At 55.7% G+C, this 23890-nt stretch carries 19 protein-coding genes and 1 riboswitch; of the genes, 14 read left to right on the forward strand and 5 right to left on the reverse strand.

Translation table 11 applies throughout. From position 1 onward, the window contains the following. Positions 1–73 precede the first annotated feature (73 nt). The 12 genes from CHB83_RS16690 (at position 74) to thiH (ending at position 14610) form a co-directional block, all read left to right on the forward strand. Positions 74–1216: a sensor histidine kinase gene (locus CHB83_RS16690; protein ID WP_089333439.1), complete on the forward strand. Its 1143-nt coding sequence runs from the start codon at positions 74–76 to the stop codon at positions 1214–1216. Beyond that, positions 1213–1974 carry a LytR/AlgR family response regulator transcription factor gene (locus tag CHB83_RS16695; protein ID WP_089333440.1) on the forward strand — a complete coding sequence of 254 codons (762 nt, stop codon included), beginning with the start codon at positions 1213–1215 and terminating at the stop codon, positions 1972–1974. The genes CHB83_RS16690 and CHB83_RS16695 overlap by 4 nt, the downstream gene beginning before the upstream one ends. Positions 1975–2482: 508 nt before the next feature. Beyond that, positions 2483–3664, forward strand: a complete 1182-nt coding sequence (locus CHB83_RS16700) for an efflux RND transporter periplasmic adaptor subunit (RefSeq protein WP_089333441.1) — start codon at positions 2483–2485, stop codon at positions 3662–3664. A gap of 18 nt (positions 3665–3682) precedes the next feature. Further along, positions 3683–6868, forward strand: a complete 3186-nt coding sequence (locus tag CHB83_RS16705; RefSeq protein ID WP_089333442.1) for an efflux RND transporter permease subunit — start codon at positions 3683–3685, stop codon at positions 6866–6868. 91 nt (positions 6869–6959) lie between these two features. Then, complete coding sequence (locus CHB83_RS16710) at positions 6960–8348, forward strand: efflux transporter outer membrane subunit (RefSeq protein WP_089333443.1); 1389 nt, start codon at positions 6960–6962, stop codon at positions 8346–8348. Positions 8349–8469: 121 nt separating this feature from the next. After that, complete coding sequence (locus tag CHB83_RS16715) at positions 8470–8772, forward strand: DUF3861 domain-containing protein (RefSeq protein ID WP_089333444.1); 303 nt, start codon at positions 8470–8472, stop codon at positions 8770–8772. 274 nt (positions 8773–9046) lie between these two features. After that, a riboswitch (TPP riboswitch) is annotated at positions 9047–9143 on the forward strand. An 80-nt stretch (positions 9144–9223) separates the two neighbouring features. Beyond that, on the forward strand, positions 9224–9427 hold the full coding sequence (thiS, locus tag CHB83_RS16720; RefSeq protein WP_089333445.1) for a sulfur carrier protein ThiS: 204 nt from the start codon (positions 9224–9226) through the stop codon (positions 9425–9427). 30 nt (positions 9428–9457) lie between these two features. Beyond that, positions 9458–11329, forward strand: a complete 1872-nt coding sequence (gene thiC / locus CHB83_RS16725; RefSeq protein WP_089333446.1) for a phosphomethylpyrimidine synthase ThiC — start codon at positions 9458–9460, stop codon at positions 11327–11329. A 4-nt stretch (positions 11330–11333) separates the two neighbouring features. Further along, the gene (thiD, locus tag CHB83_RS16730; protein ID WP_179225548.1) at positions 11334–12098 is read left to right on the forward strand and encodes a bifunctional hydroxymethylpyrimidine kinase/phosphomethylpyrimidine kinase; all 765 of its coding nucleotides are present in this window, start codon (positions 11334–11336) and stop codon (positions 12096–12098) included. A gap of 4 nt (positions 12099–12102) precedes the next feature. Further along, positions 12103–12729, forward strand: a complete 627-nt coding sequence (locus CHB83_RS16735; protein WP_089333447.1) for a thiamine phosphate synthase — start codon at positions 12103–12105, stop codon at positions 12727–12729. Then, on the forward strand, positions 12726–13499 hold the full coding sequence (locus tag CHB83_RS16740) for a thiazole synthase (protein WP_089333448.1): 774 nt from the start codon (positions 12726–12728) through the stop codon (positions 13497–13499). The genes CHB83_RS16735 and CHB83_RS16740 overlap by 4 nt, the downstream gene beginning before the upstream one ends. 1 nt (position 13500) lies before the next feature. After that, positions 13501–14610: a 2-iminoacetate synthase ThiH gene (thiH, locus tag CHB83_RS16745; protein ID WP_089333449.1), complete on the forward strand. Its 1110-nt coding sequence runs from the start codon at positions 13501–13503 to the stop codon at positions 14608–14610. Positions 14611–14644: 34 nt separating this feature from the next. Here the strand turns inward: thiH and CHB83_RS16750 are convergent, their stop codons facing one another. From CHB83_RS16750 to CHB83_RS16760, 3 genes are all read right to left on the reverse strand, one after another. Continuing rightward, entirely contained in the window at positions 14645–15289 is a 645-nt protein-coding gene (locus tag CHB83_RS16750; protein ID WP_089333450.1) for a thiamine phosphate synthase, read from the reverse strand. A 253-nt stretch (positions 15290–15542) separates the two neighbouring features. Continuing rightward, complete coding sequence (locus CHB83_RS16755; RefSeq protein WP_089333451.1) at positions 15543–16520, reverse strand: Na/Pi cotransporter family protein; 978 nt, start codon at positions 16518–16520, stop codon at positions 15543–15545. A gap of 425 nt (positions 16521–16945) precedes the next feature. Next, positions 16946–17368, reverse strand: coding sequence for a winged helix-turn-helix transcriptional regulator (locus CHB83_RS16760; RefSeq protein ID WP_089333452.1), 423 nt, complete (start codon positions 17366–17368; stop codon positions 16946–16948). A 130-nt stretch (positions 17369–17498) separates the two neighbouring features. Between CHB83_RS16760 and CHB83_RS16765 the strand changes: the two genes are divergently transcribed. Beyond that, positions 17499–18605, forward strand: coding sequence for an alkene reductase (locus tag CHB83_RS16765; protein ID WP_089333453.1), 1107 nt, complete (start codon positions 17499–17501; stop codon positions 18603–18605). Positions 18606–18750: 145 nt separating this feature from the next. On the opposite strand, the gene CHB83_RS16770 is transcribed toward CHB83_RS16765, so the two are convergent. Together CHB83_RS16770 and CHB83_RS16775 are read right to left on the reverse strand one after the other, a co-directional pair. Continuing rightward, entirely contained in the window at positions 18751–19212 is a 462-nt protein-coding gene (locus CHB83_RS16770; protein WP_089333454.1) for a molybdopterin oxidoreductase, read from the reverse strand. 13 nt (positions 19213–19225) lie between these two features. Next, positions 19226–21529, reverse strand: a complete 2304-nt coding sequence (locus CHB83_RS16775; RefSeq protein WP_089333455.1) for a molybdopterin oxidoreductase family protein — start codon at positions 21527–21529, stop codon at positions 19226–19228. Positions 21530–22207: 678 nt separating this feature from the next. Here CHB83_RS16775 and CHB83_RS16780 point away from each other — a divergent pair. Next, positions 22208–23581 (forward strand): OmpA family protein, encoded by a 1374-nt coding sequence (locus CHB83_RS16780; RefSeq protein ID WP_089333456.1) that lies wholly within the window; start codon positions 22208–22210, stop codon positions 23579–23581. The last annotated feature ends 309 nt before the right edge of the window (positions 23582–23890 follow it).

Below are 23890 nucleotides of genomic sequence, written 5' to 3' on the forward strand. Positions count from 1 at the left end.
TTTTAAGGTATGCGCCTAGCCTGGCCTCCGCCAACCGGAGTAGTAAGGCCGGGCTCACTGACCTTACTACTGCATGTCTGTTCCCCTTCTTCCTGCCACCACCCGCCTGACCGGCCGGCAAAAGTGGCGAGTCGCGTTTAGCCTTACCCTGATCTACTACCCCATTTTGGTGTATCTGAACTATGCCCATTGGGGAGAGCATTGGAAGAACTTAGGCGGGGCGTGGATTAGCTTGCTGCAAGTGTTGCCGTCGGTGCTCAGCGGGGCCATTGTTATACTGCTGGTGTTTTGGGGGTGGGTGCACGCGGTGGAGTGGATTCAAATTCGGCTGCAACGACGGTTCGGGGAAGACTTTTCCCTGGATTTGCCCTGGAACGTTCAACTCCTCACGGTAGGCATCTGCATTGGGTTGTCGGTCGGGTTTATCCTGTTGTTTGGCACTACCATGCACCTGATAGACCAGGAGTTTGCCGAGCATGGCCTGATTGTGGCGCGCAGCAAAGCGGGAGCCGTTGAGTTGGCCGTATGGCGCCGTTCCCTCAACGGCTACTTCCTCATGCTGATGCTGTCGGTGTTTTACTTGCTGGCCAACACCCGCGCCCAGCAGCGCGTGCGCGTCATTGCCACCAAAACCCAGCAGTTGGAAACCGAGAAGGCGCACGTACAGCTTGCCGCCCTCAAAAGCCAGGTAAACCCGCACTTCCTGTTTAACAGCCTCAGCATTCTGTCGTCGTTAGTGCACGTAGATGCCGACTTATCGGAGAAGTTTATCGACCAGCTTTCCCGGGCCTACCGCTACACGCTTGAGCAGCAAGACCACGACCTAGTGCCACTGCAAACCGAGCTAGCCTTCATTCAATCCTACACCTTCCTGCTCAAAATCCGCTTCGACGAGAAGTTCGACGTGCAGTTACGGGTGCCAGAGGCGGCGCGGCACGCCTACCAGATTGCGCCACTCACGCTGCAGCTGCTAGTAGAAAATGCGGTGAAGCACAATACCATGTCGCAGCAGAAGCCCCTACTCGTACACATTGAGTTGGATGGCGAAGACCTAGTAGTGCGCAATACGCTGCAGCGGCGGCCTGCCACCTACGCCTCTACCGGCGTGGGCCTAACCAACATTCATAACCGCTACCACCTGCTTACTGGGCGCCCCGTGCAAATAACCGAAGGTGGTGGCGAATTCATCGTCCGTATTCCCCTGCTTTCCGCATGAACGTACTCATCATCGAAGACGAAAACCTGACGGCCAAGCGCCTGGAGGGCCAACTGCGCAAGTATGATTCCACTATTCAGGTGCTGGCCCGCCTGCCTTCCGTAGCGGCCTCGGTAGCGTGGCTCCGCGAGCACCCGGCCCCCGATCTGATTTTCCTGGATATTCACCTGGAAGACGACCTCGGCTTCCGCATTTTCGAGCAGGTACAAGTCAGTACGCCCATTATTTTCACCACGGCCTACGATGAGTATATGATTCAGGCATTTCGGGTGAACAGCATCGACTACTTGCTTAAGCCCGTGAACTACGACGAGCTGGTGGCCGCCATGAGTAAGTACCAGAAACTACGGCAGCACTTCACCCCCGCCGATTTGCCCGCCCTGCTGCGCCTGATTCAGCCTGCCCAAGACGCCGCCACCCACAAAGACCGGTTTATGGTGACGGTGGGCCAGAAGCTGCGCAGCATTGAAACCACGGAGGTAGCCTACTTTTGCTTTGAAGAAGGTGCCACCTTTCTAGTGACCAAGCAGGGCCAGCACCTGGCCGTAGATTACAGCCTCGACAAGTTGGTGCAGCTGCTTGACCCACGGCAGTTCTTCCGCGTGAACCGGCAATACCTCGTAAGCCTACCCGCTATTGATGTGATTCACAACTATTCTGCGGGTCGCCTGGAGCTGGAACTACAGCCATCGGCCCGGCAGCAAGTGCTAGTAAGCGGCGACCGGGCCACCGAGTTTAAGGAATGGCTGGGCAAGTAGACGGTTGATAACCAGTGGGTTTGAGGTCGAGCTACAGTTCTGATAGCAGAACGTTTTCAGAGGACGGAAATTTTCCATTTTCTAGAAAATAGCAGTACCTGCGAAAGTCCATTTCCGCTCTTCACTGAGGTACGCAGGGTAAAGCTGCTCTTGGCCATCATTCATTTTGCCTCTGCTCGGTGAGCAGTAAGGGTGGCCGTGTAGCTGGCTATAGCAAATACAGTTTCTGTCTTAGATAGTAACTCACTGCGCACTAGCGGAGATGCGTTGTCGATGAGGGATTGGATACGGTTGATAAAGTGCTGCTCATAAGAGCTAAAGCAGAGGTTTCTCGCTAAGGAGAAATTGGCTTCCGGCGTACAGAGCGAGGTCTTATTACGCCAGGTAAGCGTCCGTGTCGTGCAGTCGCTGCAAAATTCGCGGCTGGTTTTTCGGCACTCAACTACCCGAAAGCGGCACTCACGAAGTTCGATTTCCGGCCCGAAGCGGCCCGCAGGACCTTCGTGGCATGAAACAAGTCGCTCCATCTCTGGCCGCCTGCCTACTCACCTTACTGGTAGGGGCTACCTCTTGCAGCTCAAAACAGGAATCAGCCGCCGGGGGGCCTCCTGGTGCGCAACAGCAGCAAGTAAAAGACTACCCCGTGCTGACGCTCACGCCCCAAACGGCGGTGCTGCATACGGACTATCCCACGGTGCTGGAAGGCCAGGCCAACGTTGAAATTCGCCCCAAGGTTGATGGCTTCATCGACCAGGTGCTAGTGGATGAAGGCGCCCGGGTGCGGAAGGGCCAGCTCCTGTTCCGCCTCAACAGTGACGAGTCAGACCAGCAGGTGCGTTCCGCCCAAGCCTCCGTGCTCAGTGCCCAGGCCGACGTAACGGCCGCCCAGCTCGACGTGCAGAAAACCCAGCCGCTGGTAGAGCAGAACATTCTGAGCAACTATCAATTGCAGGCCTACCAAGCCACGCTCCAGTCGCGGCGGGCGGCCCTGGCCCAGGCCCGTGCTACCCTGCAAAACGCCCAAAAGACGCAGAGCTACACCCGCATCAGCAGCCCCGCCGACGGGGTAATTGGCACCCTGCCCTATAAGCTGGGTTCCTTGGTTAATAGCTCCCTTGCTGAACCTCTTACCACTGTAGCCAGCATTGGTACGGTGCGGGCCTATTTCTCCATCAACGAGAAAGACGCCCTGGCTTTCAGCCAAGCTACGCCCGGCACCACCAGCAAGGAGCGCCTCAGCAAGCTGCCCAGCGTGCAACTCGTGCTGTCCGATGGTAGCGTGTACGCCCAGCCGGGCCGCGTGGAAGCGGCCAGTGGCCTCGTAAACACCCAAACGGGCTCCGTTACGGTGCGCGCCAGCTTCCCCAACCCCGCGGGCGTACTGCGCAGCGGAGCTACCGGCCTAGTGCGCCTGCCTCAGCAAGTGCCCAGCGCCCTGGTAGTGCCCCAGTCGGCTACTTATGAGCTGCAAGGCAAGCACTTCGCCTATGTAGTGGGCCCCGATAACAAGGTGAAAAATACCGAAATCCAGGTGCAGGCGCTGCCCGACGGCCGCCGCTACGTGGTGCGCGAGGGCCTACAAGCCGGCGACCAGATTGTAACGGAAGGCGTCAGCGCCCTGCAAGATGGCCAAGCCATTAAGCCCCGCCCCGCTATGCCCGATACTACAGCCTCGGCCTCGCCCCGCTAACCTACTTCGCAACAACTCATGTTTAAGATATTCATCGAACGACCCGTCCTCTCGACGGTCATCTCCGTGCTCCTGGTGATTCTGGGGGTGCTGGGACTGGTGTCGCTGCCAGTGTCGCAATACCCGGAAATTGCGCCGCCTACCGTGCAGGTGTCAGCCGCTTATACCGGCGCCAATGCCGACGTAGTACTGCGCTCCGTGGTAGTGCCGCTGGAAGAGCAAATCAACGGCGTAGAGAACATGACCTACATGACCTCCACCGCCAACAATGAAGGCGCCGCTACCATCACCGTGTACTTCAAGCAAGGCACCGACCCCGACCTGGCCGCCGTGAACGTGCAGAACCGGGTAAGCAAAGCTACGCCGCTCTTGCCCCAGGAAGTTACGCAAACCGGCGTGACGGTGAGCAAGCGCCAAAGCAGCATGCTGCTCATCTTCTCGCTCTACAGCGACAACCCAGCTTACGACCAGACCTTCCTGCAGAACTACGCCAAAATCAACCTGATTCCGCAGATTCAGCGGGTGAGTGGGGTAGGCGACGCGTCGGCCTTCGGCTCGCGCGACTACTCCATGCGCATCTGGCTGAAGCCCGACGTAATGGCTAGCTACGGCCTGATTCCGCGGGATGTATCGGCGGCGCTGGCTGAGCAAAACATTGAAGCCGCCCCGGGTAAGTTTGGCGAAAATAGCGGGCAGGCGTTTCAGTACATCCTTAAGTACAAAGGCCGCTTAGTGCAGGCCTCCGAGTACGGTAACATCGTGATTCGCACGACTGATACCGGCCAGATTCTGCGCCTCAAAGATATTGCCCGTATTGAGCTGGGCGCGCTCAGCTACTCCAGCACTTCGGCCACCCAGGGCAAGCCTAGCGTGATTATCGCCATTAACCAAACGGCAGGCTCCAACGCCCAGGAAGTGGTAGAGAATAGCAAGAAGCTCATTGAGCAGGCTTCGGCTTCCTTCCCCGAAGGCGTGCACACGGCTACCCTCACTGATGCCAACAAATTTCTGGATGCCAGCATCGAGAAGGTGATTCACACCCTGATTGAAGCCTTCGTACTGGTATTCATCGTGGTGTTCCTCTTTCTGCAGGATTTCCGCTCCACTCTCATTCCGGCCATTGCCGTGCCGGTAGCCATTGTGGGCACGTTCTTCTTCCTGAACCTATTTGGCTTCACCATTAACCTGCTCACCTTGTTTGCCTTGGTGCTGGCCATTGGTATTGTGGTCGATGATGCCATTGTGGTGGTAGAAGCCGTGCACGCCAAGCTCGACGCCGGCGCTACCTCCGGCAAGGCGGCCACGCTGTCGGCCATGAGCGAAATTACCGGCGCTATCATTTCCATTACCTTGGTCATGGCGGCCGTATTCGTGCCGGTGTCGTTCATTACGGGCTCGGCAGGCGTGTTCTATAAGCAATTCGGCCTCACGCTGGCCATTGCCATCCTGATTTCGGCCGTGAATGCTCTGACGTTGAGCCCAGCCTTGTGCGCCCTGTTGCTCAAGCCTCATCCTCAGGGCGAGCACGCCAAGAGTGGTCTGCTGCAACGGTTCTACACTGCTTTCAACGCCGGTTTTGAGTCGGTGACGGGGCGCTATACCCGCTCGGTGAGCTTCCTGAGCCGCCACAAGTGGATAGGCCTGGCGGGCATTGCGCTGGCGGGCGGTATTTTCTGGTGGCTGCTGCGCACCACGCCGGCGGGCTTCGTGCCTAACGAGGACGGCGGCGTCATCTTCGCCGATATCAGCCTGCCGGCGTCGGCCTCTCTAGAGCGCACCCAGAAGGTAGCCAACGAGGTAGACAGCATTGCCAGCACCATGTCGTTGATGCACACCCACAGCCGCATCACCGGGCAGAGCTTCCTCAATGGCGCGGGTAGTTCCTACGCCATGGTAATTATGGAGCTCAACCCCTGGGATGAGCGCAAAAACCAGCCGATTGCGGCTACCATCGGGGAGCTGTTTGCCCGCACGGCCCATATCCGCGATGCCAAAATCATCTTCTTTTCGCCACCTACCTTGCAGGGCTTTGGTAACAGCAACGGCTTCGAAGTGCAGTTACAAGACCGGGCCGGTGGTGATATTGCCACCATGGGCAAAGTCAGCCAGCAGTTTATTGCGGCCCTGAGCCAGCGGCCGGAAATTCTGTTTGCTAGCACGGGCTTCAACCCCAACTTTCCGCAGTACCAAGTAGATGTGAACGTGGCTCGCACCAAAGAAGCCGGCCTTACGTCCAGCGACGTGCTGACCACCTTGCAGGGCTACTTCGGCGGCTTGTACGCGTCCAACTTCAACCAGTTTGGTAAGCAGTACCGCGTGATGGTGCAGGCCGACGCCGCCTACCGCACTAATCCCGAAAGCCTCAACCGCATCTTCGTGCGCTCGGCCAACGGCACCATGGCCCCCATCACCGAGTTCATCACCCTGACTCGCGTATTCGGCCCCGAAACGCTGAACCGCTTCAACCTGTACTCGGCCGTTAGCATTACTGGTAGCCCCAAGCCGGGCTACAGCTCCGGTGATGCCATCAAGGCCATTGAGGAAGTGGCCCAGCAAACCCTACCGGCTGGCTACGGCTATGAGTTTTCGGGGTTGACCCGGGAGGAAATATCGGCCGGCTCCCAGACGGTATACATATTTGGGCTGTGCCTAGTGTTTGTGTACTTCCTGCTCAGCGCCCAGTATGAGAGCTACATTCTGCCCTTCGCGGTGTTGCTGTCCTTGCCCATCGGCCTGGCCGGGGCCTTCATCTTCGCCAGCCTGTTCGGGGTCGATAACAACATCTACCTGCAGATTTCGCTCATCATGCTCATTGGGTTGCTGGCGAAGAACGCCATTCTGATTGTGGAGTTTGCGCTGGAGCGGCGCCGACACGGCATGTCTCTAGTGGAAGCCGCCATTGAAGGCGCGCGGGCCCGTTTCCGCCCCATCCTGATGACATCATTTGCCTTCATTTTGGGCTTGGTGCCGCTGATGCTGGCTTCCGGGGCCGGGGCCGTGGGCAACCGTTCCATTGGTACGGCCGCCGTGGGGGGCATGCTGATCGGAACCGTGTTCGGGGTGTTCGTGATTCCGGTGCTCTTTATCATGTTTCAAAGCCTGCAGGAGCGCATCAGTGGCCCGCCAGTAGCGGCTGAGGCTGAACCGGCAGCAGCCGATACATCAGCCCGGCCTTTGGTCCCGACGGCACTGCCGGCCCACTAAGGGACTTTCGCCTGCGGCCTTGGGTAGCTTCCTCGCTACGTCAAGGGCGCCAGGGCGGGACTCATTTCTGAACGCTAGATCTTTCCTGAGTATGACTATTTCCAAGTTGCGGTGGCTGTGCAGCCTCCTGCTGCTCTTCTATATTTCCTCCTGTCAGGTCACGAAGCCTTACGAGGCGCCCACCACCAAAGTGGAGGGTTTGTACCGCGACGTGGTACCCACGGACACGACCACGCTAGCCCAGTTGCCCTGGCGGACTTTGTTCACCGACCCGCAGCTGCAAAGCCTGATTGCCGAGGGAATTGCCAATAACCTCGATCTGCAAGTGGCCGCAGCCCGGGTGCAGCAGGCCGATGCCTATTTCCGCCAGAGCCAGGCCGCTTTTCTGCCTACGCTCTCTGCCACCGGCAACGTAACGCGCGCCAAGCAAGCCGCCTTCAACGGCTTGGGCTCCTTTCCGGCCGGTACCCAGTACCAGCTGTTCGGTATTGCAAGCTGGGAGGCCGACTTGTGGGGTAAGCTACGCAGCTCCAAAAAGGCCTACCTGGCCCAGTTGCGCCAAAGCGAGGCCTACCAGCGCACGGTGCAAACCAGCCTGGTAGCCAACGTAGCAAACTACTACTATCTCCTGCTAGCCCTAGACCAGCAGCTTGACATCACCCAGCAAACCGTGCAAAACCGCATTCAGGACGTGAAAACCATGCAGGCCCTGAAAACGGCCGGTATTGTGACGGGGGCGGCCGTGGTGCAGAGCGAAGCCAACCGCTACGCCGCCGAGGTCAGCATCCCCGACCTTAAGCAGCAGATTCGGGAAACAGAAAACACGCTGAGCACCTTGCTAGGCCGCGTGCCCGGCGCCATTCCGCGGAGCACCCTGCAAAGCCAGGAGGTTGTGAGCACCCTGCAAACTGGGGTGCCCGCCCAGCTACTACGCTACCGCCCCGATGTGCAGCAAGCTGAGTACGCCTACCGCTCTGCCTTTGAGTTGACTAACGCGGCCCGCGCTTACTTCTACCCAGCCCTCACGCTCACCGGAAATGGCGGCTACTCCACTTTCCAGCCGGAAAACTTGATTAGCCCTACGGCGGTATTTTATGCCTTGGGCGGTGGCTTGGTGCAGCCTATCCTCAACCGGGGCGCCAACAAAGCCCGCCTACGGGTATCGGAAGCCCAGCAGACGGAGGCACGCCTGAACTTGCAAACGTCTCTGCTCACGGCCGGGGAGGAAGTTTCCAACGCCCTATACTCCTACCAAGCCGCTGGCGACAAGGCTGCCGTGCGCACCCAGCAGCTCGATGCCCTGGAAAAATCGGTGACCTACAGCCAAGCCCTGCTAAAGAATGGCTTTGCAAACTACACTGAGGTGCTTACGGCGCAGCAAAGCTTGCTACAAGCCCAACTCAATGGCATCAATGACCGGCAGCAGCAGCTACAGGCCGTGACGACGCTGTACCGGGCTTTGGGCGGCGGCTGGCAGTAAGCCACCTGGGCTACCCCAGTGCGCAGGTACTACTTGGCGGTTAGTTTAAAACTGTCGCCAGCCTAGCCCCGCAACCGGGTACGCAACCTATTGAATGTTCATTCCATACAGTCATTTTGCCATGAGTAAGCGCGCATATACCTACCGCCTGCACCTAGAGCAAGTGCACAGCCCGCAACCTGATAGTTCTCAGCCAGAACCGTTAAAGCTGGAATTTGAGAACCACGACGACCTGTTCCGCATCATCAGCTTAATGCAGCAGCGTGACCCGTTTGTGGAACCAGGCCAGGCTACGGAGTTTGCTATTGGCTTGAAGCTCTTCGGTGAAGTACTGCTGAAAAACCGGCAGCATCCGCTATTCGAAGAGTTTGGGCCAGCCTTTGGGGCCTTCATGAAGCGCCTCAAATCGCCCGATCCGGCCTAGGCCGGTCAGCAGAACGGAGTCAATTCCACAAGGATTGCACCTACAAGCAACGAGGCTACCCTACCTCAACCGACAGATAATCGGCTGGGGTAAGGTAGCCTCGTTGCTTGTAGGTGGAATAAAGTATGCATATGTAGTGGGTGGTAAGCTCTCTTAGTCAGGCGGCTTGTTGCCAGTTGGTTAGGTCATGTTTATGCCCAGGCACTAGTTGCTAACCCCTGTGCTACCCAAATTTTGTGTTTGGCGTTTCCAGGCCTTTGCGCTACGTTAGCGGCGTAAACTTTAGGGGTGTCCTGCTAGCCAGGACTGAGATGATACCCTTTGAACCTGATCAGGCTGATACCTGCGAAGGGAAAAGTAGCAGAAAGCACGCGTGTGCCCTAGTGGGCTCATGGTGCACACTTCCTATTGTTTATAGTCAGATTATCAATCAACTAACCTCCTTAGTTGCATGGTCTACTATGTAAACAATACGCGCCAAGAGGCGCCTACTGCCCGCACCCTGGCCGAGGTGCTAACGGAGCTAAACGTGGCCAGCCAGCGCGGCATGGCCGTGGCCGTGAACGAGATGGTAGTGCCCCGCCCGGAGTGGGCCAGCTACCCCCTGCAAACCAACGACCGCCTTACCATCATCCGCGCTACGCAGGGCGGCTAGCCTACGCATTCCCTTCATTCTTCCTTTCCGATGAAAAAAGACCACGCCCCCCAGCAAACGCTGGTGGAACGCGCGCCCCTGACTGGCTCGCGCAAGATCTACGTGCCCGGCCAGCTCCACAACATTCGGGTGGCAATGCGCGAAATAGTGCTGGCGGATACCCAGCGCAAGTTTGATTTCACCAACCCTACTGAGCACAACCCGCCCGTGACGGTGTACGACACCAGCGGCCCCTACACCGACCCCACCGTCACCATCGACCTGAAAAAAGGCTTGCCTCGCCTGCGCGAAAAGTGGATTCTGGACCGCGCCGACGTAGAAAAGCTGCCTGGTATATCCTCCGAATACGGACAGCAGCGCGCTGCTGACGCTCGCTTGGATGAGTTGCGATTTGAGCATATTCGGCCCCCACTGCGGGCCAAGGCGGGCCGCACAGTAACGCAGCTGCACTATGCTCGCCAGGGCGTTATCACCCCGGAGATGGAGTACATTGCCATCCGGGAAAACCAGCGCATCGACCAGCTAATGGCTGATGATGCGCTGCGAGTTCAGCACCAGGGGCATAGCTTTGGCGCCAACACGCCTCAGGGCTATATCACCCCGGAGTTTGTACGCGCCGAGGTGGCGGCGGGCCGCGCCGTAATTCCTTCCAACATCAACCATCCGGAAAGTGAGCCCATGATTATTGGGCGCAACTTCCTGGTAAAGATTAACACCAACATCGGCAACTCGGCCGTAACGTCTAGTATTGAAGAAGAGGTAGACAAGGCCGTGTGGAGCTGCCGCTGGGGCGGCGATACGCTCATGGACCTTTCGACAGGGAAGAACATTCACGAAACGCGCGAGTGGATTATCCGCAACTGCCCCGTGCCGGTGGGTACCGTGCCCATTTACCAAGCCCTGGAGAAAGTGAACGGCAAGGCCGAAGACCTGACTTGGGAGCTATTCCGGGATACGCTCATTGAGCAAGCTGAGCAGGGGGTAGACTACTTCACCATTCACGCCGGGGTGCGCCTGCCCTACATCCCCCTCACGGCCAAGCGCGTGACCGGCATCGTGTCACGGGGAGGATCTATCATGGCCAAGTGGTGCTTGGCCCACCACCAGGAAAACTTCCTGTACACGCACTTCGAAGAGATTTGCGAAATCATGAAGGCCTACGACGTGGCCTTCTCCCTAGGCGACGGGCTGCGGCCGGGCTCTATTGCCGATGCCAACGATGAGGCTCAATTCGCGGAGCTGGAAACTCTGGGTGAGCTGACCAAGATTGCTTGGAAGCACGAGGTGCAGGTAATGATTGAGGGCCCTGGCCACGTGCCCATGCACCTGATTAAGGCCAACATGGACAAGCAGCTCAAGGAGTGCCACGAGGCGCCGTTCTACACGCTGGGTCCGCTCACCACCGACATTGCGCCCGGCTACGACCACATTACCTCGGCCATTGGGGCCGCCATGATTGGGTGGTTTGGTACGGCTATGCTCTGCTACGTGACACCTAAAGAACACCTGGGCCTACCTAATAAAAAGGACGTGAAAGACGGGGTCATTGCCTATAAGATTGCGGCCCACGCCGCCGACCTGGCAAAAGGTCACCCAGGCGCTCAGTACCGCGACAATGCGCTCAGCAAGGCCCGTTTCGAGTTCCGCTGGGAAGACCAGTTCAACCTTTCCTTGGACCCCGACACGGCCCGCGAGTACCACGACGAAACCCTGCCGGCCGATGGGGCGAAAGTTGCGCACTTCTGCTCCATGTGCGGCCCACATTTCTGCTCCATGAAAATCACCCAGGAGGTCCGCGACTTTGCCGCGCAGCAGGAGGTAGCCGCCGACGAAGCCTTGACGAAAGGGCTGGCGGAGAAAGCCCGGGAGTTTGTGGACAGGGGCAGTGAAATCTACCTGTAGCGCTTTGCCCAGGTTTTCGCTTCGCCCGTACGCTCTCAGCATTGCCGGCTTCGACCCTAGCGGCGGAGCTGGCTTGCTGGCCGACTGCAAAACGCTGGAAAGCAACGCAGTATATGGCTTGGGGGTATGTACCGCCCTTACCTTCCAAAACGACCTAGCCTTTGAGCGCGTGAGTTGGGTTTCCTCGGTAGATATTCTAGCCCAGGCCCGGCTGTTGTTTGCGCGCTTCCCTATTGGCTGTGTGAAGATTGGATTATTTGAAAACCTGGCGTACCTGCCGGAGCTACTAGGGTGGCTGCAAAACCAAAACCCGCAAGTGCGCATCATCTGGGACCCGGTGCTGAAGGCAAGTGCGGGCTACGAGTTTCACCAGGGGCCACCGCGGGAGCTGGTGCGGGCGGCATGCGCCTCCCTAACCTTACTGACGCCCAACCAACCGGAAATGCTACGGCTTTGGCCGGCCGATACCGCCTTGCAAGCGGCTCGGGAGGTTAGTGCGTTTTGCCCTGTGCTACTGAAAGGCGGCCATGAGGCGGGGCCGTTTGCCACGGATGTACTCATGATGAACGGGGAGGAGCACCTATTTTCTGCCCCCCGCTTGCCCCAGGGGGAGAAGCACGGGAGCGGGTGCGTGTTGTCTGCGGCAGTGCTAGCGCACCTTGCCAAAGGGGCGTCGTTGGTGGAGGCCTGCCGAGCGGGCAAGGAGTACACGGCCACCGTCTTGGGTAGTAATCCAACGCTGTTGGGGTATCATGTTTCATCCAGGTAATGCCATGAGGATAAGCAAACTACATTTCATTGCGGCTACTCCCCAACAGGCGGAGCAAGCCTGTGCGGGTGGGGTTCGGTGGGTACAGCTGCGGGTGAAAAACGCGTCGGCCGCCGACTGGGAAACGCTAGCCCGTGCCACCCAGCAGGTATGTCGGCGCTACAAGGCTACCCTGCTGATCAACGACAACCCCGCCCTAGCCCGCGCAATAGGAGCCGATGGCGTGCACCTGGGCAAGGAAGATATGGCCCCCGACAGTGCGCGTGCTTTGCTCGGGCCGAAATTCATCATTGGGGGCACGGCCAATACCTTCCAGGATATTGAGCGGCTGGCAGCGGTTGGCGTCGACTACATTGGTTTGGGGCCGTTGCGCTTCACTACCACCAAGCAGAAGCTAAGCCCCCTCCTAGGGCTGGCTGGCTATCAGGCCCTGTTGCAGCAAGTGCGAGCCGCTGGTATCACCGTGCCTATTGTTGCTATTGGGGGCATCCTAAAGTCCGATGTGGGTCTGCTCTTGGAAGCAGGACTGCACGGCGTGGCATTGTCGGGCGCCATCTCTACCGCTGCCGACCCTGCCGCCGAAGCCGCGCTTTTTCTTGACCAATTGTACCCCCAGGTTACTCACATATGACTTCTCAGCCCCTTGTTATTGCCGATCGGCAGTTTTCATCCCGCCTCTTCACGGGCACCGGTAAGTTCAGCTCCACCGCTTTAATGGAGGAGGCGCTGCTAGCCTCGGGTTCGGAGCTCGTGACCGTCGCCCTGAAGCGCGTTGATGTAGCGGACGCCGAAGATGATTTGCTGCGTCACCTGGGCCACGAGCAGTTTCAGCTACTGCCCAATACGTCGGGGGTGCGTACGGCGAGGGAAGCCGTTTTCGCTGCCCAACTAGCCCGCGAAGCTCTCGAAACCAACTGGCTGAAGCTGGAAATTCATCCTGACCCCAAATACCTCCTGCCCGACCCCGTGGAGACGCTGAAAGCCGCCGAGGAACTGGTGAAGCAGGGCTTTGTAGTCTTGCCCTATATCCATGCCGACCCTGTGCTGTGCAAGCGGCTGGAAGAGGCAGGTGTGGCCGCCGTTATGCCCCTGGGAGCTCCTATTGGTAGTAATAAAGGCTTGCTAACTAGAGAGTTCCTGGAAATTATCATTGGTCAGAGTCGGATACCCGTGGTGGTAGACGCAGGCATTGGGGCTCCCTCGCACGCCGCTGCAGCCATGGAGCTAGGTGCCGATGCGGTGCTAGTGAATACGGCCATTGCGGTGGCGGGCCAACCCGTGGCAATGGCGCAAGCGTTCCGGCTAGCCGTGGAAGCTGGCCGCATAGCGTACGAAGCCCGCCTAGCGGAGCCAGTAGCCCATGCCTCCGCTAGTAGTCCTCTAACCGCCTTCCTCGATTAACATGAGCTTTCGTTCGGTTTTCGATACTTACTCCTGGGATGCTACCAAAAGCAGCATCTACGCTAAAACTGCCGCCGATGTGGAGCATGCCTTGCGTACGCCTAAGCGGACGTTGGAAGACTTTAAGGCCTTGATTTCGCCGGCCGCCGCGCCCTATTTAGAGCAAATGGCCCAGCTTAGTCACCAGCTGACGCGCAAACGGTTCGGTAATACCATGCAGCTTTACGTGCCTTTGTATTTGTCGAACGAGTGCCAGAATATCTGCACCTATTGCGGCTTCAGCCTCGATAATGCAATTCGCCGGCGCACGTTGAGTAGTGTTGAAATCCTGCGGGAGGCGGCAGTGCTGAAGGAGTGGGGCTACGAGCATGTGCTCCTGGTAACGGGGGAGGCCAACCAGACAGTAGGAGTAGACTACCTGCAAAAAGCACTGCGCACCTTGCGGCCGCATTTCGCTCACTTGTCGATGGAGGTGCAGCCACTGCATAAGTCTGACTATGAGATTCTTATGCAAGAAGGCCTAAACACCGTGTTAGTATACCAGGAAACCTACCATCAGGAAGACTATAAGAAGCATCACCCCAAGGGAAAGAAGTCCAACTTTTACTACCGCCTCGAAACACCCGACCGACTAGGCCAGGCTGGAATTCATAAGATGGGTCTGGGAGTGCTGTTTGGCTTGGAAGACTGGCGCACCGACAGCTTTTATACCGCCCTTCACCTCGATTACTTAGAGCGGGCCTACTGGCAAACAAAGTATAGCTTGTCGTTTCCCCGCCTGCGTCCCGCGGAAGGACTAGTACAGCCCAAAGTAGAAATGTCGGACCGGGAGCTGGTACAGTTAATTTGTGCTTATCGGTTGCTAAATGAGGAAGTGGAGTTGTCTATTTCCACCCGCGAAACGCCAACGTTCCGCGACCACATCATTAGGTTGGGTATAACATCTATTAGTGCTGGGTCCAAAACGAACCCGGGTGGGTATATCGTGGAGCCAGAGTCATTAGAGCAATTTGAGATATCCGACGAGCGTAGCCCCGCCGAAATTGCCGCCATGCTCCGCCGGCAAGGCTACGAGCCAGTATGGAAAGACTGGGACCACGCCTTGATGTAGAGTTGCAATTGTACACTACGCAGCTGTTTACTGGCTATTGGATGTTGAGTTGATTGATTTCTGCCTGTAGATTTTTAAAGGCTACAATAGGGTCTGGTTGCTGCCAAATACCGCCCAGCACCGCTGCACCGGCAAACCCTGCCTGCTGGATGCTTCTGATATTGCTGGGTAGTACACCGCCCAACGCTATTACCTGCGGGATGTACGTGTTGTGGCGCTGCCAGCCAGCCAGGGTATTTTGTACTTCTGCTAAAGAGAAATTGCTCTTATACCCTTCTTTGCTAACACTATCAAAAATGGGACTTAAAAGCACGTAGTCGTATTGCCGTCGATCAGTAGCTATTGCGTTCAGATCGTGAAATGAGGCCGATATACTACGCCTGCGCAGCTTCTGCAGTAGCGTGCCAATAGTAGGCTGCCGACGGCTGCTCTCTGTTAAGTGAATGCCCTTTATAGGGAACTGAAGCGCTAACTCGTATGCACTATGGACTACTACGCGGTGGAGATATACTGCTGGTATCTGTTGCAAGTAGTTCGTTAGCTCATCCGAAGACCAATCTGGCTTGCGGATATGTGCCGTTGTAAGACCTTGAGCAAATAGCTGACATAACAATTCAACCTCGTTTTCTACGCGTTCGGGTGGCGAAATTGATAGCAAGCTGAACGGAGGTACAACCATAACGGTACTCTGGCAGTAATTAATTTAAAGTGTTAAAAGTAGTATAATTAAGTATATAGCATAAAAATAACCTTTTTTTGCCATTTATTACTTACATAAAGCAATGTTATTTGCTCCTTGTTAGCTGAGTATTAGACCAGCAGAATCTCACTAACTAGGTGACAGCGGCAGTAAAAGCCGCACGGTTTAGGAATTTGCTTTCCAGAGCATATATCCTATTTTTTTAGCATCTGCATGGGCTAGGACACCCCCACTATGCGGGTTGAACTGCTATAGTGGGAGCCGAGTCTCGGTTTGGTAGCCAGGCTTCTAATAGACGTTGACACAACGGAAGTAATGGAGCAACCAGTACTACTCCCGTTACATTGAATAGCACATGGGCATGTGCAATCTGGCGGGCTACGTCAGTATGGCCCGCAATACGTAATACCAGTGTTGTAAACGGGTCAATTAGCAGCAGGCCTAAACTGATGGATACTATATTAAAGCCTAAGTGGAACAACCCCGTTTTCAAAGCTGGTCGTCCTCGTCCAACAGTGGCAAGTAGTGTGTCGGAGCAGGTGCCTAACTCGGCGCCTAGCATTACGGCAATGCTAGCAGGCAAGGAGAGAAGACCCTTGGCAGCCAGTTTAATTACCATTCCAAGCGTGGCTGATGATGATTGTATAATCAGGGTCAGCAGAGCCCCAGTCCCGGCGCCCCGAACAGGGTTTTCCAACTTCAGCAACCACGCCTGCACCCCTTGGTAATCTTTAAGCGGAGCTGCCGCTTCCCCAATCAAAAACAAACTAAAAAACAGCAAGCCAAAGCAGAACAACGCCCTTCCTGCCGTACGGCCCTGCCGCTTTTTACTCAACGACAACATCAGTAAGCCTGGCAGCATGGCTACCACCGCGTATTGCCCTAAGTCAAAGGCAAATAGCTGACTGGAAATAGTGGTACCAATATTAGCCCCAAGTACTACTCCGAGAGAATTACGAAACGGCAGCGCCCCAGCACTTACCAGTGCAATGGCCAAAATGATAACAACGGATGAAGAGTCGAGCAGGGTCGTTACTACGGTGCCAGTTAGAATAGCCATGGGTACCGTTCTGGTGAAACGGTCGAGGATGCCTTTCACTCGGTCGCCAGCTACATGGCGCAGCGCTAAGGCCAGGCGACTAACAGCATACAGAAACAACACCAGCCCACTAACCGCTAACAGGATGATGGAGACAAGCGAGGAATTCATAAGGCTAGTGCTTCAGCAAATCAACAGTAATCTATGCAACGCAGCACACACAGCTAAGGCCATGGCACGCAGATGAACAAATTGTTATCTGGGGAAAAGAAGTCAGCTTTCCTTAAGCCAAGACACTATCCATTATTCACACAGAGCATCTAAGAATAATTCGCCTACCGAGCTCTGTACGGAATAAGCTATTGTAACTGGCAAAAGCACTGTTGGCAGTCACTGTTTTTAGGCGACTATATATATAAGGAGTAGACCGACCAAATTAGCTACGCTAAGCTTCAATTTAATAACGACTGATAACGTTTACTTATCAGTCGTTAACTAAAGGCAGATGAAGCACTGTTTCCAAATGAGCGTGGGCAGTCTCGCCACCGCCCTGCTATCTGCTGATAATGGAACTAGCCTGAACGTAGGCAACCTACTTACCCTACCTGCTGCTCACCTACTGAGAGGTGCTGAAGCTGGCAAGCTGATTTTGTAATATGAACCACTTTGGGATCCTGCCTAATTACGGTTTCTAAAAAGGTTCGATGCGTATCGCCCCACTGGTTCAGAGCATCAATGATAGGCATGAGCGACCAGCCAATTTCCGTCAACGAATACTCTACTTTTGGCGGCAGTTGCGGATAGGTCTTTTTCTCAATCATCCCGTGTTCCTCCAGTTCTTTTAGCTGCACGCTCAGCACCCGGCGGGTGGCACCCGGCAACAAGCGTAGGATCTCGCTTGGCCGTCTCACCCCCAGGGCAATGGCGTTCAGCAACGCGGGTTTCCACTTGCCATTTAGCACTTCCTTCGTCAAGTGCAGGCCGCAGTCCATCGTCAGGGGTATCTTTCGTTTGTACATCACAAGGGTACTTTCCTCAAAGATAGAGGTTGTTCTTCCATCCGGTAGAGGGGATAAATTTAGCCCTATGCCATTCCATTCTCCCGTATTGTGCTGCCCTGGCAGGCCTCCTAAGTTTGCCGAAAAAAGCATGGAAACAGCAGCACAACCTCTATTAGAAAACTACCAGGTAGGCACACTAACGCTTAAGAATCGGGTGGTAATGGCCTCTCTTACGCGTGGCCGGGCAACCAACCCCGGTTTAGTACCCACTCCGCTGATGGCGGAATATTATGCGCAGCGTGCCTCCGCGGGTTTGCTCCTGAGCGAAGGCACTTGGGTGAATGCTCACGCTATTGGGTTTATCAATGTACCGGGAATTTATACCCCCGAACAGATAGAAGGCTGGAAAGGCGTAACCCAAGCAGTACATGCGAACGGTGGGCTGATCTTCTCCCAACTCGGCCATATTGGGGCAGCCTCCCATCCGGATTTCTTCAATGGACAGCTACCCGCCGGCCCTTCCGCCATTAATCCCCGAACCCGGTCTTTTACTCCGGAAAGCTTCAAGGACTCGCTCACCCCTCGGGAATTTACTGCGGCAGAAATCAAAAAGACCATCCAAGACTATAAGCAGGCCGCTAAAAACGCGAAAGATGCCGGCTTCGACGGAGTGGAAGTACACGCCCAAGCCGGCATGCTAATTCCTCAATTCTTAAGTGTAGCCACCAATCAACGAACGGATGAATACGGTGGCAGCATTGAAAACCGGGCCCGCATTGTGTTTGAAATCCTGGATGCTGTGCTCGAAATCTGGGACAGCACCCGCGTAGCCATCAAGTTTACACCTGTGGCCATCAGTCACGTAGGCATTATGACGCCGGATGAGGAAACCATTCCCACGTTCCGCTACCTCCTACAGAAGCTGAGTGATTACAACTTAGCGTATCTACACATTGTCGGCCCGGCGGAAGACTTAACCGGTACGCCAGTCGAGGTGTTGCAGAATGATTATTTCAATCATTTTCGCCAGAATTACCGTGGAAGGCTGATGGCTAATTGGGGGTTCACACAGGAGTCGGGTAATGCCATTCTCGAAGCCGGTCTGGCTGACTTGGTGTCATTTGGCATCCCTTACATTGCCAATCCAGACCTGGTAGAGCGTTTCGCACACCACCTGCCGCTGGCGCAGGGAGACCAGAATACGTACTATGCTGGCGAAGAAAAAGGGTATGTCGATTATCCCAGAGCGCGTTAGTACAATTGTCGTCTCAAAACCGGGAACGGCTACCTTTTTGCCATGAACAATATGCTTAGCTGCACGAGGTACTAAAAAGAACGTCCTGTTTCAAGTAAGTACAACGCAGTATCCTTCTTGTAAAGAAACACAGGCGAAAGCTAGCCTATTGCTCGGCCACCAGCAGCGTTTGGGGTGCAGCTTGTTTGATGCGGCCGAGTAGCCAGTCACTTTGACGCTTGGTGCGGGCGTTGCAAAACTCGTGGGTGGCTTTCAGTTCCTCATCGCGCAGGCCCAAAGCCGCTTGGCGGATGACAATCCAGCACAACTGTACTTCCTGAGCTAGTAGCCACAAGTCGTGCAGGTCGCGCAACAGGGTTAGGCTCCCGCTACGCTTCTCGGCAAACAAGTCGCGCTTTAGTTTATCAGGCTCGCTGCTTTGCTGTTCGGAGTACTTCTGGCAAAAGCTCATGACTTTGCCATGGTGCTCACGCGACCAAGCCGAGAGCTTTTGGCAGATTTGCTCAATATCCGGCTCATCTTTGTGCTTCCGGGAAACGTACTCAAAGGCGTCGGAGAGCTGCTTTTCGCTATTTTCAAGCAGCCCTAGGTAGTGGCTAAGAAGCATAAGTAGAACGGAACTAGGCGTGAACTTTATGAATCCGGACGGCAGCATACTTGAAGTGGGGCTGCTTGCTGACCGGGTCCCACTCAGTCAACGTCAGTTCATTAGCCGCGCGCGGCCGATCAGACTTGTCCCAGTAACCATAGTGAAAGGGAATAAAAACCAGCCCCGGCTCAATGTCGCCCACGCGAGCAGGCTCCAATATCTTGCCCCGGCGTGACTCCACTTCTATCATATCGCCCTCAACAATGCCGTAGCGGGCGGCGTCTTCGGTAGCGAGTTGCACGTAGCTATCCGGTGCCGCAGCGTGCAGTTCTTTCGAACGGCCCGTTTTAGTGCGCGTGTGGAAATGGTACACCAACCGGCCCGTGGTTAGCCACAATGGATAGCTCTCGTCGGGCTCCTCGTGGGGAGGCTCATAATCCACGCCTTTCAAAAAGGCTTTGCCTTTGGGGTCAAGGAGTTTGTAGTCGTCCTTGGTGCGAGGTGCTCCGGTTTCGAGGTCGTGACCGTAGGTTTCGCAGTAGTCGATGTCGGTGCTGAAAACACCATCTTCGTACAAGTGGGTCTTGCCATTGGGGTATTGCTCGTTGCAGGGCCACTGAATGCCCGAACCGCCCGTGAGTTTGGCGTAGCTCATGCCGGTGTAGTCGCAGATGCGGCCACGGGTACACTCGCGCCAGGCATTGAAGGCGTCTTCAGTCGTTTGCCAGGTGCTGGTCAGCAGTGGATTACCATCTTTGTCTCGAAAATCCATGCGCCGGGAGTACTCCACGAAGATATCGAAGTCGGAGCGGGCTTCGCCCGGCGGGTCAACGGCCTTATGGGAAATATGCACCGTGCGCCCCACGTTGGTAAAGCAGCCGGTTTTCTCCCCCCAAATAGCGGCGGGCAGTACTACGTCGGCCAGGGCTGTGGTTTCCGTGGAGAAGGCATCCTGCACTACCACGAACAAGTCTTCCTTGGCGAGAATCTTGCGGGCTCGTGCCAGGTCGGGCAGCGAAACTAGCGGGTTGGTACCGCTGATCCACAGCATCTTGATGGAGCCCTGCTCGCAGTAGCGCCAGAGTTGCATGGCGTGCGTGGGTGGCGACCAATGCGGAATCTGGTCGGGATGAACGTTCCACAGGTCGGCCAACTGCTGAATATGCTCTTCGTTACCCCAGTTGCGGAAGCCTGGCAAGTCGCCGTCAGCGCCGCACTCGCGGGTATTCTGGGCTGTAGGTTGGCCGTTCATTTGGTAGATGCCGCTGCCGGGACGGCCAATGAGGCCGCGTAACAAATGAAGGTTGTTGACCTGCACGGCCGCCGCTGTAGCCTGCATAGACTGGTAGACGCCCTGCAAGGCCGTCGAGACGAGGCTTTCGCAAGTGCCCAGGATACGAGCTGCTTCGCGCAGCTTATCGGCCGGCACGCCAGTAAGCTGCTCTACCCGGCTGGGCGTCCACTTGGCTACTACCTGCTTTAATTCCTCAAAGCCCAGGGTATGGGCTTTAATGTATTCCTGATTGATGTACCCAGCCTCGATAATCAGGTGCAGCAGCCCGTTCATCACCGGAATATTGGTACCCACACGCGGGGCTAAGTGCACCGTTGCCTTCTCGGCGGTGTAGGTGGCACGGGGGTCAATGACAACCAACTTGGGCGGGTTAGGCCCGGCGAGGCGGTCAAGTACGCGCATCCACAGCACCGTTTGCTGGGAGGCAATGTTATGACCTACGTGCAAGATGGCCTCTGTAGTATCGAGGTCCGAGTAGGAACCCGGCTGCCCATCTGAGCCAAAAGACACTTTCAGGGCCGCCGCGGCCGTCGCGGTGCACAATCGGGTATTACCATCCATGTGCGGGGTGCCGAGGCCAGCTTTGCCTACAATTCCTAGGGCATAGTACTCCTCCAGAAACAGCTGCCCCGAGGTATAAAAGCCAATAGAACTTGCGGTGTGTTCGTCAATCAGCTTCTTGGACTTACTCACAATCATGCTCATAGCCTCATCCCAGGTAGCTTCTTCTAGCTGACCATTGCGGCGGATGAGGGGTTTGGTCAGGCGGTCTGGGCTGTTGTTAGCTACCCAGCCGTGCAGCCCCTTTGGTCCTAAGCGGCCATGGTTGACGCTGTCGGCGGCCCGCCCACGCACTCCCACGATGCGACCGTCTTTTACTCCAATGTCGCAGCCGCAGCCATTGGAACACAGTACGCAGGCTGATTGTACCCAATGGTCGGGTTCTTCTTCAACCCGTTCGTCCACGCGTTCGGGCCACTGGCCTTCGTATCCTGTGCGCGGGCCCCAAATGTCAGCAATACTGTCGCGGGTTTCTTTCATAACTACCGACTAGCGAAGAAGTAACTACAGCTGGTCGCCTGTCGTTCGCAGCTAGGCAGGTAACGAGCGGAGGACTAGCCAGTGATGTATGGGTACTAGTACGGGACTCTTCGTAGAAAAGTAGCGGTGCTTTAATACAATTTTAATCTAGGAAGCCCACTTAGATCAACGTGAGGGCAGTGCATGGAGGAGCTTACAGCAATTATAAGACTAGAAGAGCACCAATCACGTGGCCCAGCACGATTAGGAATACCTGAACGTGCCAACTGCCGCCACAGCTGGGTAGCGACTGACGGTACGGCTCCCGTTTGGGCAGTTGCTTAGGCTGCAGGCGCTTTAAGAAGGCGTTGATTGGCGCCTGGTTCACGGCTTACGTAGCACCCATTATTCTTGCGCCACGCATAAGGCGAAGAGGTAGCCACAGAGTTGCTCGTAAAGAGCACCATAGTAGAGCGAGCAGGATGAAAGGGCCAGTGTAGCTAGCCTTCTAAATGCCGCACGCGACAAATACTATCCAGTTGTTGTGCGAGTTGGGTGTATTGCGGTACGCTTAGCCCCGCTAATAGCATATTGATTGACCGATGATGACTAACAACTACTGAATAATATCATTTGGAGAAATAATATTATTATACGTAAAGCGGTACCTTTAGCTATAATCTACTTAGCATAATAGTGATGGAACAAAAGGTGTTGGATGTAGTAAGGAGTTGTTTTTCCAGCGAAGTCATCAGCTTATTAAGTATAAAGTTTAAAGCGGAAGAAGAGAAGGTCAAATTAGCACTAGGTCATACTATTCCTTTGGCTGTCAACAGCTTGCTGAGCATGGGGCAAGCGGAACGCCAAGTGGATGTGGTAGGGCAGTTAGCGCATGAAGCGGCGGCGGCTGGACTTCCTCACAATGGAATGGTACTGACCACCACGGGCTGGGGAGCTCGGTGCAGTATTTTGATGGAGACCCTTCTGGATGATGCTTATGGGATGATCACGCATTGCTTAGCGGCCGCCACCGGTATCAGGCCAGTGGAAGGAGAGACAATTCTAGGCTATACCATGGCCGTAACGCTGGGTGCAGTGGGAGAACTTGCTGCTCAACACCAACTGCGCGAATTTGAGCTCTTGACCTGGATGCTGAGCCAGAAAACAGAAATTCTACAGGCCGTACCTGCCTATAGCCGTCGGCCGTCCGCGGAACCCATAGTAAAAAAGACGGCTTCGGCTCCGGCGCCCACGGCCTCAGTTACAACCTATAGTGAGGGCACCAACACCGGCCAAAATAGTTCTCCAACTAAGCTACGTTGGCAGTTAGGCGGCTTGTTGGTGCTGGCAATTGGCCTGGGCTACGCAATAGGGCATGATCCAAAGTCGCCCGTTTCTCCTACCCAAGACGAGACAACGACGACAACCCCGGTGTCAACTGCCTCGCTTATCGCCACTAGCACTTCGCCAGCCACGAGTACTCCCGCGTTGGCGAGTAGCCCTGGAAATAACAAACGGACTATCCGCAGAAACGAACCAGACGAGGCTGTTCTACTCCCTGGACGCTATGATCTGGCAACGGACACCTATATCTACCACACGGGCCGGCCTACCCTTCTTAAACTCGCTGATGGAAGGACCCTAAAGGTGGGTGAAAACTCCACGGAGAACCGACTTTATCGGTTTCTAGCTGACGCGAATATGCAGGTTGACTCGGTGAACCGCACGAAAGGTTGGATCAACTGCGACCGGGTCTATTTTGAATCTAACCAAGCAATTTTAACAAAAGGCTCTGGGGAGCAATTACGCAACATTGCCAGCATTCTGCGGGAATTTCCGACAGCAAGGGTGAAATTTGGAGGATATACAGATAGCACGGGTAGCTCCCTTAAGAACTTTCGGCTCAGTGAAGACCGGGCCAAAGCCGCTATGTTGGCTGTAGGTAGTGTCGGGATTAATATGGGCCGGATAGAGGCCAAGGGTTATGGCGGCAAGTATTTTCTCACTACCAATGCCACCCCGGAAGGACGAGCTATCAACCGTCGCGTCAGCATCCGAGTTCTGAAAAAATAAGCTTGTGTCTAATCGATACCCAAAGAAAGAGCGGCTAGCTAGCCGCTCTTTCTTTGGGTATCGATTAGCCGCCCCAATTGTAGCTAAACTCGTCGCTGCTGGCGGGGCCATTGCCCTGGGCTTTCAGAAAGTCGATAACGGGCTATAAATGGGCCGTGCGAGAATCAGGTAGCTTCTCTACAAGCACCACCACTTCGCTAAGAGTCTGACTCATAGCTAAGATAGGTTGATTGACCGATAAGATAATAGGGTTCGAAAACCGGGGCTGCCGGCGCTAGGCCAACGAGCGAGCATAAGAAAGATCAGGCA

Source organism: Hymenobacter mucosus, assembly GCF_900188255.1.
Classification (GTDB): domain Bacteria; phylum Bacteroidota; class Bacteroidia; order Cytophagales; family Hymenobacteraceae; genus Hymenobacter; species Hymenobacter mucosus.